Source organism: Veillonella parvula (genome assembly GCF_945949885.1).
Classification (GTDB): Bacteria; Bacillota; Negativicutes; order Veillonellales; family Veillonellaceae; genus Veillonella; species Veillonella parvula_B.
In genome coordinates this window covers 20,672-30,144 of the sequence record NZ_CAMFFZ010000028.1, presented here as the reverse complement: position 1 = coordinate 30,144, position 9,473 = coordinate 20,672, and the positions used below count along the sequence as shown (strand labels likewise).

Sequence of the window (9,473 nt, the reverse complement as noted above, 5' to 3'; positions counted from 1 at the left end):
GACATAAAAAACTGCACCTCCAAAAATTGTGTCCAATTTTTGGGGTGCAGTTCATCATCTTCAATAGGTGGTTTATTTTATTCACCCTTAGCAATGCGGTCTAATAGCTCAATATAGCTTTGTTTATTTAATGCTGGTGTAAAGTTATCTAATACATCTTTAGCGCCTGCCGCGTCATCGTACAGTAAGTCTACGATTGTCATAGCCAATGCTTGTGCTGTTTTGATATATGCTACATCAGGTACAGAGATTTCATATTCTGCGCTGTGCAGTACACCATTAATACAACCAACCCAAGGATGGATAACAGGCATCAAATGAGATACGTCGCCCATATCAGTACTAGCAGTCATATGCTCCCCTTGGAATACATTTTCTTCACCAAATAGCGGATTAGAGTTTTGGCGTAACATTTCATTCATACGAACATCGTTTCTCATCGGCAAGTAACCTGGTAAATCCTTAATTACACAAGTGGCCCCTACTGCATCACCACCGGCTTTTAAGGCCCGATTTACACGATGGTTGCCATCTACGATAGCATCAATATTAGAGGCACGAACGTAACTTTCAACTTGAACATAATCAGGCACACAGTTAACCAATGTACCGCCTTGATTAATGATGGGATGGAATCTGAAATAATCGCTTTCTTTGAAAGTTTCACGAATGGAGTTAACCCCCATAACACCCATCAAAGCAGCATTAAGAGCATTGATACCTTCATGAGGTGCTTGAGCCGCATGAGCTACCTTGCCGTGATATTCAATCAGTTTAGATACAAAACCATTAGAGGTACTACCAAGCCCCATTTCACCAGCTGGAGTTTTGGCTGTCTCCACATGCATTTGCATCGCCATATCAATATCGTCGAAAGCACCTTCATAGATAAGTTGTTGCTTACCACCCATATACTTGAGTTTTCCTTGCTCACGCAATTTATTGCGATAATCAATTTCAATCATTTCCTCTGCAGGGACAGCAAATAATACGACATCCCCAGCGAGTTGATCCATGACAGCTTGTAGGCCCATAGCGACAGCAAACATATTTGTAATTTGTACATTATGACCACAGCAATGGGCTGCGCCTGTTAAATCATCGGCACGAGGATGGCGAGGACAGAGAATGGCATCTAATTCCCCCACCATTGCAACCGTATATTTACTATCTCGGCCTTTCATTCTACCCTTTACACCTGTCAGTGCATGGCCTGTAGTATAAGAAATGCCAAGTTCATCAAACATATCTTGAACCTTTTTAGAAGTTTTTACCTCTTTAAAACCAAGTTCAGGTTCAGCCATAATAGATTCTGCTAGTTCTCGTAAACGCGGTTGTACATCAACAATAGCTTTACAAACACGTTGTTTTACTTCTTCCTTTGTCATACGGCTAATCAGCTCCTAAATTAAACCTTCTAAATGAAGTACTAATTGTGCCAATGCTGTGGCACAGATGAAAGTACCTGCTGTTACAGCTAGTGCAACAGGAATAATTCGCCAAGATAAACGACGGAATGCGCCAAGGTCTTTACCTAAGGATAAACCTGCATAAGCAAGTACAGGTGTTGTAGTAGCAAGGAATGTAACTTGGCTAGTTTTAGCGATAATCCATTCTTGTCCAGGCATACCTGGTAAAGATGCAACAACACCCACTAAGGAAACCCAGAATACCATAGGTAATTTATTCGCATATGGCAAGTTAGAGATCAAAGCACCAATCGTAGCAAGGACTGCTAAGATAGCTACGCCAACTAAGCTATCGCTAAATAGATGTTTACCATCCATTACGTTACCTACTGCAGTGATGATAGCAGCGATACAAATAACGATGACAAATTGTGTTAATTTTTCACTTTTACTCATGATGTGCTGCCTCCTCTGCTAAATCTTGTTCACGGGTACGGCCTGTAAAGAAGTTGTATGTTTTCTCCATAACTGGTAACGAAACAAATAGGCCAAAGTATACGCCTAGAACGGTAGTCAACAAGTTTGCCGCCCCAGCAAGAGCCATAATTTGTTGTTCATAATCTGGATATACTGCAATGATTGGAGCTGTAGCTGCCGCCATCATACTAGCACTACCGACACCAGCACCCATTGCTAATGCCAATGGATGGAACCATCCAGATTGCGCTAACATACCTGCTAATACGGAGGACCACATAGCGCCAATAAGAACACCACAAATGTACATGCCCATAACGCCACGGCCCTCAGGAGAGCTAAAGCCAAATTTGTCGATAATAATTGCTACGTTCGGCTCACGGTCTACGGAGTAACAAGCACCTACTGCTTCTCGACGCATACCAACTAATAATGCTACCGGTAAACCGAATACAATAGTACCAAAGAAATGACCAAGCTCTTGTAATAACAATGCCCAGCCAGCACTTGTAAGAATACCAAGATTTGGACCGATACCAAGACCTACTTTTACCATCAAGATCATAACGGCAATACCGATATAATCAGCGGATTTTTCCATTTGTTCAATTGTTAGAATCTTAAACTTAGGAATAGAAATTAATAAACCTAGAATCAATGTGTACAATAATGGTAACAATACAACAGGACCTAGCTTCTTGATACCCACATATTCAGCGACTACGGTTAATACGAGCGCTAAAAAGTGGATTTTGAGATTACCCAAAAGCTGCATAATGACCTCCCATAAAAATATATAATATAAATATTATTTAATTATATATAATCTGTATTTATAGAGTCAACTTCATATGTCATCTATGTGTAGAACCATCCATTTTATACTTAAAGATAACTTTAATACCCTCATAATACTTCATTAAGTAAGTATTTATAATTAAATTTTTTTAATAAAAGCATATTATTCTTTGAAATTTAATTGACCAAGTCATTATATAAAATAATAAACCACCTACTAAAAATAGATGGTTTATTATTTTATTCATAAAGCACAATCTAATAGTTCAATATACTGATTCAAATTAAGCTTTCACCACAACAGATACGCCATCAGGAATAACTGTAATACTTGCATCTTTAGTTTTTAATTCCAAAGCCTTATTCAATGCTTCATCAAATGTGCTAGCATGTTGCAAATGCATATCTGTAAGCATCTTAGGATCGCATTGGTCTGTCACAACGATAACTGTAAATTGATCTAGAATACGAGCCAAGATTTGCATTTCCCATTGGTCTGGAATTGTTTCATTACGAGGAACCTTAGCAATGCGGTCTAGTAATTCACGAGGTGTTTTTGCATTTTTAAGGTTTTCATATAGAGATTCCCCACCATGACCATCATTACAAGCAGCAATCATGATGATAATACCATCCTTTTTACAGGATGCTTCAGCAGCGGTCATACCTTTTACAGCTTGATATACGTTTTGGTCTAAAGGATAACCACCATTTGTAGTGATGACGATGTCTGCTGGTACAGCTTTTACACTGGCTAGTTCAGACACAAAAGAACAGCCTGTTTCATGAGCTCGTTCCATATCACCAGCAAATGCATTGATAATATGTTTTTCAGCATCGATGACAACATTTAAAATAAATGCTAATTTTGCAGTACGTCCAGCGTATACCATATCCTTATGAATTGGATTGTTCTCGATAATACCTGTACGAGCATAGGGGCTGTTGATAAATTCAGCACAGTGATTTGCCATTACAGTTACTTCGGAAGCAATACCTGGCAATACGCTTTTTCTACCGCCAGAAAAACCCGCAAAGAAATGAGGTTCAATAAAACCTTCAGAAATTAATAAATCAGTTTCTACAGCTAGTTTATTGATGATGCAGTCCCCACCGGATGGCAACACGCCGATTTTAGTCATTTGGCTAGCATCGCCAGAGATATGGTTTACAATCTTTTCATTGGCTACGATTTCAGGACCGAATTTATCTATCATTTCTTCATGTGTAGTAGGGCGATGGAAACCAGTAGCTAATAAAATAGTAATATCGATGGATGGATTGGCTTCACGAATACGGCGAAGTAAAATTGGCATCGTAATTTTACTAGGCACTGGACGCGTATGATCACTTGTGATGATGACCATGTTGGATTTACCCTTAACCAATTCTTCCAAGCGTTGGCTGCCGATAGGGTTATCTAGCGCATGTTCTACCAATGCTTCTTGTGAAAGCTCCGCCTTATAAGAATGTGCTTTAGATTCTAATACACCTGCTATATTTTGATCAGGAATATTGATTTCTACAAAGCCTTTAGCATAGGGTACATTAAATGTTTTCATGAGAATCACTCCTTAACTAAAACTATCAAACTATAAATAACCTGCTACGACAAATCAATCCTCCTTATTACGCAATTGTCGTTTAAGGTCTAATAAACTCATATCATTACAATTAGCAATGGCAGCGAGCGAATCATATTCATATTTATGTTTCACCACACCAAAACCATAGCTTTTTTTGAAAGCAATTGTATGCCCTTCCCAGTCTATATCTCCTGTAGACCGGTTCAAAATATATCGATCACAGCGATGGTACCGAATACCAAGGCTTGTAGTATGCTTAAAGATTAAATCTCGCACATTGTCGATATCGTCTACCTTACAAAGGACAGTCAGCATCGTGCCAGGTCGTTGTTTTTTCATCATAATCGGTGTGGTAAATACATCTAAAGCTGATGAAAGAACTAACTGTTCTACTGCATAGCCAATTTCTTCTGGCGTCATGTCGTCGAGATTGCAAGACAGTTCAATGATTGTATCCTCTGAATCATGTAAAAGTTCTACAAAGGCTCGAATGCAATTTGGTCTCTCAAATTGTTTCGTGCCGAACCCATAAGATACCTTTGCTGGTGTCATAACAGGCATATTACTATACGATGTGCCAAAATACTGTGCTAATGCAGCACCTGTAGGAGTGCAGAGCTCTCCTTTAATCTGATAATCTGCATATATTGGTATACCAGCTAATAATTCCATTGTTGCTGGTGCTGGTACAGGTAGTTCTCCATGAGCACAGTGAACAGTTCCAGTTCCTATATGTATAGGAGAGATGATAATCTCATTAAACTTCAATTTCTCTATGAGTACACAAACGGCCACAATATCTGCAATAGCATCAAGCATACCTAACTCGTGGAAATGAATTTGTGTCACCGTTGATTTATGAACCTTAGCCTCCGCTTGTGCTACCAAATTATATACATTTACAGCATTCTGTTTACACGTATCAGAAATAGATAAACTATTAATTATATCCCTTACATCTTGTAATCCTCGGCCATGCACATGCTGTTCGCTATGTACATGATGCTTCGAATGTTCTCCGTCCCCATGTGTCTCACTATGTTTGATATGTTCATGATAAGCATCATGATGATTATGATGCTCATCATGATTTTCAGATTCTTCTATACCATTAATGGTAACAGCTACCCGATAGCCTTGTAATCCCTTATCTTCTTTCGGTATTAGTGTATAGGTAACATCAGGCAATCCTATTTGATTAAGCCTTTCTATCCACATTTTAGAGTCATCTACTAAACCGAGTAATGTAGCGGTCAGCATGTCGCCTGCAATGCCCATTTGGCAATCTAAAAATAATCGTTTCATTTACTTTCACCTATATGATTAATCATATTCGCCGTATAAGCAGCACCAAATCCATTGTCTATATTGACAACAGTAATACCGCTAGCACAGGAATTGAGCATAGATAATAATGCCGTCACGCCCCCAAAGGCCGTTCCATAGCCTACACTAGTCGGCACAGCAATGACAGGTACATCCACGAGGCCACCAACTACACTAGCTAAGGCCCCTTCCATACCCGCAATAACAACGATAACCTTAGCAGTCATGATGGTATCTAAATGTTGTAACAATCGATGAATGCCCGCTACACCTACATCATAAATTCGATTGACCCTATTACCGTAAAACTCAGCCGTAATAGCACATTCTTCAGCTACTTTATAATCACTTGTACCGCCAGTAACAATAGCTATACTAGATTCTGTTTTCTTCGTAGGCATGTCACCAATATACCCAATATGAGCATCCTTAATATATATCAATGAGTGTTGTTTTTGAATCTCTGCGGCCACATCAGGTGCTAAGCGTGTAATCAATATGTGACCTTGCCCGTTGGACTGCATGGAGGAGATAATACCCACGATTTGTTCACTAGTTTTACCAGCACCATATATAACCTCTGGCACACCTTGGCGCAATTGACGATGTAAATCAACGTTTGCATACCCTAAATCATCTATAGGCTTCATCTTTAGCTTTAATAAGGCGGCATCCACATCTACCTGTCTATTTTTTACTTGCTCTAAAAGAGTTCTAATGTTTTCACTCATGAACGCACCTCTAAATCTAATACAACATCATCAAACATAGATTTTAAATATGTGAGAATCTCTATCCTATTTTTAATAACAATAGCAATTTGATTTTCAGGAACTTGAATTTTAGCATTGTTTCCTATCAAACGAACACGAAAATCTGATAAATCTAAGGAAAATAAATATTTTTCTGCTAGTTCGATATGTTCTAAATCATGACCAGTTATGCGTTGTCCCGCTTGAAATCTAGTAGCTAAGCAAGCATAGGATGGTTTATTCCAAGTAAATAAATTAGCTTGTTGGGCTAATTTGCGTATCACAGATTTTGTTAAGCCACAGTCTCGCAATGGCGACTTAACAGATAGCTCAACTATGGCTCTCATACCAGGGCGATCATCTATATCATCACTTGCATTAGTTCCATCGCATACTACGGTAAATCCATCGCGTTTAGCATATTCACTTATCGTTGTGAACACATAATGTTTGCAGTAATAACAACGATTGTCTGGATTACTCGTTACATCATCATGTGCAAGCACATCTATATCTATGATTTCTAAGGGAATATCTATAAATTCTGCAATTTTCTTAGCATCATTTAATTCAAATTGTGGCACAAACTGAGATTTCACAGTATATGCCTTGCATGGAATTCCAGATTGTTTCGCTGCATATGCTAAGTAAGATGAATCCACTCCGCCTGACAAGGCAACTGCTATATTACCAAGACTCGTTAAATACTCTACCAAATTCATAACTTATGTAACCTTTATTAATTTTCTATACTCTATAGTATTCTATATAAAAACAAAAATAGAGTCCCAAACAAAGACTCTATCAACACAGATTCTTATAGATTCAATTAAACAACTAACTTATGTATGTAGTATAAACTTTTTGAATTAATATTTCTAACTCATAAATAAGATAAATGTGGATGTATCAAATTGCTTTTTTTCTATATAAGAAAACCACCTGACTTAAAAAGATTTGTAAGACCTTTATTAGACAAGTGGTTTATTATTAAGAAAAAAATATTATAAGCGAAAGATATATTAATCCTTTTAATAAATATATTAAATCTTTATATACTCATCAAAAATTTAACACTTTGTAACGGTTTACCTATTTCTTGTTCACAGTAAGAAAATAATAATTTTTCTAGTTCCTTCCATATTGTTTTCGGAAGTTCTAAAGGCGTATCTTCACCCCACTGATAAGCTAGAATCTGAGGTAATGCGGCTTTTACAGAGGGCGAAATAGTAAGACTCGTTGATTCTCTCACCTGCATCCAAAATGGATCGATTCCATCTTGATGGCTAAAAGCATTAGCACTAGGTACAACCCCTGCGAGGGATAATAATTGCCATCCAAGCATTATCGTTCCCAATTGTACATTGCGACGTCGAATTTGCTTGGAGTAATTTACTACCGTATCAAAGACTTTACGATCTACGTCATACATAGCAAATAATTCTTGAATGAGCTCACTCGCTACCGCTGCATAAGCAATATTATCGAGGTTTACATCTAAGGACTCCACCACATAGGAGCCATCAATTTGCGTAACATTTACATATTCCCCATCAGGTACGACTGTAATATACATGGCACTAAACGGACGTAAATAGGAGCTGTTACGCATCGTTATCATTCGCTTATGTGGAATCGATGCTCGGATGAGACCTAAGCCAGGAGTAATAAAGGTAAATACGGAATATAACTTATATTTTTTTCGACTTATGACGATGGCTGGCGTATTAAAACAACCATTAAGCTTCTTCATTTTCTTCTTCCGTTGGCTCCTCTACTGGTATAGGTGTTACTTTAATGCGAGAAATACGATAACCTTGCATTTGCGTAACTTCAAAGGTATAACCATGAGCATCCACCGTATCACCTACGATTGGTGTACGTTCTAATAAACCAAAGACATAGCCACCGATCGTATCAGAGTCAGAATTATCAATTTCAATATTCATAATCTCTTCTACTTCGTCTACGAGGACCTTGCCATCAAACTCGAAGGAACCATCTGCATAGGACATCGTAGCCGGTAAATGCGGCTCATGCTCGTCTTGAATATCCCCAACTAACTCTTCGATAATATCTTCTAAGCCTACGAGACCAACCATGCCACCATATTCATCTACTACAACGGCTAGATAAATACGGCGCGTTCTCATATATTGCAACAAGGTAGATAATTTCATTACTTCAGGAACAGTAAGGATATCTCGTTTAATATTGCGCAAATCTTTACGGGCTTGATTAGGGCGTTCCATTAAATCTTTAATATGAACAAGGCCAATAATGTGATCCTTATCCTCTACACAGAGTGGATAACGTGTATGTACTTTAGAGCGGATAACCTTCATAGCTTCATCGTAACCGTCCTCAACGAATACGCAGTCTACGTCTTGACGAGGGACCATAACCTCTTTAGCCATGCGATCTACGAAGTTAAAAACATTATCGATTAACTCAGACTCTACTTGATCAAGTTGCCCTTCCTCGTGGCTTCGAGAAATCATCATACGAATTTCTTCTTCAGAGTACACAAGGTCTAGCTCCGTCAAATATTTTGTTTTGTAAAAGCCTAGAATAACATTGGAAATTTTACTAGCAATCCAAATAAAAGGATATACCAAGCGACCGGCAGCCACCACGATACGGCTATAGGTATTCACGTATTTCGTAGGGAAGGATAAGCCCAATGCTTTAGGTACAATTTCGCCGAAGATTAAAACGATTAAACTAATTAATAGTAATAAAATAACATCTAGTACCAAATGCATCCATGTACTATGAATATTAAGAACCGCCACTAAACGATCAACGATATTATCAAATACAAAGGTACCAGTGCCTGCAAGGGCCAAGATAAAAAATAGAATCAAAAACTGCGTAGTATTTAAAAAATACTCAGGATTTTGATAGAGCTTTAATAAAAACTCTCTATCCTTTTCTAAAAGGATATCCATATCCTCCACATGTTCTTTACGAAGACGGGCAAAGGAGAACTTTGCAACCACAAAAAAGTTAATTAAGAAAATACATAACAGACCAAACCCGACGGGTATCAGGCCATCTACACTATCCATCTTTATTCCTTTCATATGATTATGGAAATACTTATTATCTTTTTATTATATCAA

Annotated in this window: 9 protein-coding genes; all 9 read right to left on the bottom strand. The window is 38.0% G+C overall.

What is annotated here, in order from left to right; genetic code table 11:
- Nucleotides 1-77: 77 nt before the first annotated feature.
- The 9 genes from Q7O55_RS08150 to Q7O55_RS08110 all read right to left on the bottom strand — a co-directional run bounded on the left by Q7O55_RS08150 (nt 78) and on the right by Q7O55_RS08110 (nt 9,419).
- Nucleotides 78-1,397 (bottom strand): amidohydrolase, encoded by a 1,320-nt coding sequence (locus tag Q7O55_RS08150; protein WP_369691718.1) that lies wholly within the window; start codon nt 1,395-1,397, stop codon nt 78-80.
- Nucleotides 1,398-1,403: 6 nt separating this feature from the next.
- Nucleotides 1,404-1,865 (bottom strand): hypothetical protein, encoded by a 462-nt coding sequence (locus Q7O55_RS08145; protein WP_129823060.1) that lies wholly within the window; start codon nt 1,863-1,865, stop codon nt 1,404-1,406.
- On the bottom strand, nt 1,858-2,661 hold the full coding sequence (locus Q7O55_RS08140) for a DUF3100 domain-containing protein (RefSeq protein WP_303929658.1): 804 nt from the start codon (nt 2,659-2,661) through the stop codon (nt 1,858-1,860). Before Q7O55_RS08140 ends, Q7O55_RS08145 begins: the two co-directional genes overlap by 8 nt.
- A 307-nt stretch (nt 2,662-2,968) precedes the next feature.
- Nucleotides 2,969-4,246, bottom strand: a complete 1,278-nt coding sequence (gene larA, locus Q7O55_RS08135) for a nickel-dependent lactate racemase (protein ID WP_303929657.1) — start codon at nt 4,244-4,246, stop codon at nt 2,969-2,971.
- 54 nt (nt 4,247-4,300) lie between these two features.
- Nucleotides 4,301-5,575, bottom strand: coding sequence for a nickel pincer cofactor biosynthesis protein LarC (larC, locus tag Q7O55_RS08130; RefSeq protein WP_303929656.1), 1,275 nt, complete (start codon nt 5,573-5,575; stop codon nt 4,301-4,303).
- On the bottom strand, nt 5,572-6,327 hold the full coding sequence (gene larB / locus Q7O55_RS08125; RefSeq protein ID WP_303929655.1) for a nickel pincer cofactor biosynthesis protein LarB: 756 nt from the start codon (nt 6,325-6,327) through the stop codon (nt 5,572-5,574). The genes larC and larB overlap by 4 nt, the downstream gene beginning before the upstream one ends.
- Nucleotides 6,324-7,070 carry an ATP-dependent sacrificial sulfur transferase LarE gene (larE, locus tag Q7O55_RS08120; RefSeq protein WP_303929654.1) on the bottom strand — a complete coding sequence of 249 codons (747 nt, stop codon included), beginning with the start codon at nt 7,068-7,070 and terminating at the stop codon, nt 6,324-6,326. The genes larB and larE overlap by 4 nt, the downstream gene beginning before the upstream one ends.
- Nucleotides 7,071-7,399: 329 nt before the next feature.
- Nucleotides 7,400-8,101: a DNA repair protein RecO gene (locus Q7O55_RS08115; RefSeq protein ID WP_303929653.1), complete on the bottom strand. Its 702-nt coding sequence runs from the start codon at nt 8,099-8,101 to the stop codon at nt 7,400-7,402.
- A complete protein-coding gene (locus Q7O55_RS08110; RefSeq protein WP_278606951.1) occupies nt 8,088-9,419 on the bottom strand; it encodes a hemolysin family protein in 1,332 nt (443 codons plus the stop codon). The genes Q7O55_RS08115 and Q7O55_RS08110 overlap by 14 nt, the downstream gene beginning before the upstream one ends.
- Nucleotides 9,420-9,473 lie beyond the last annotated feature (54 nt).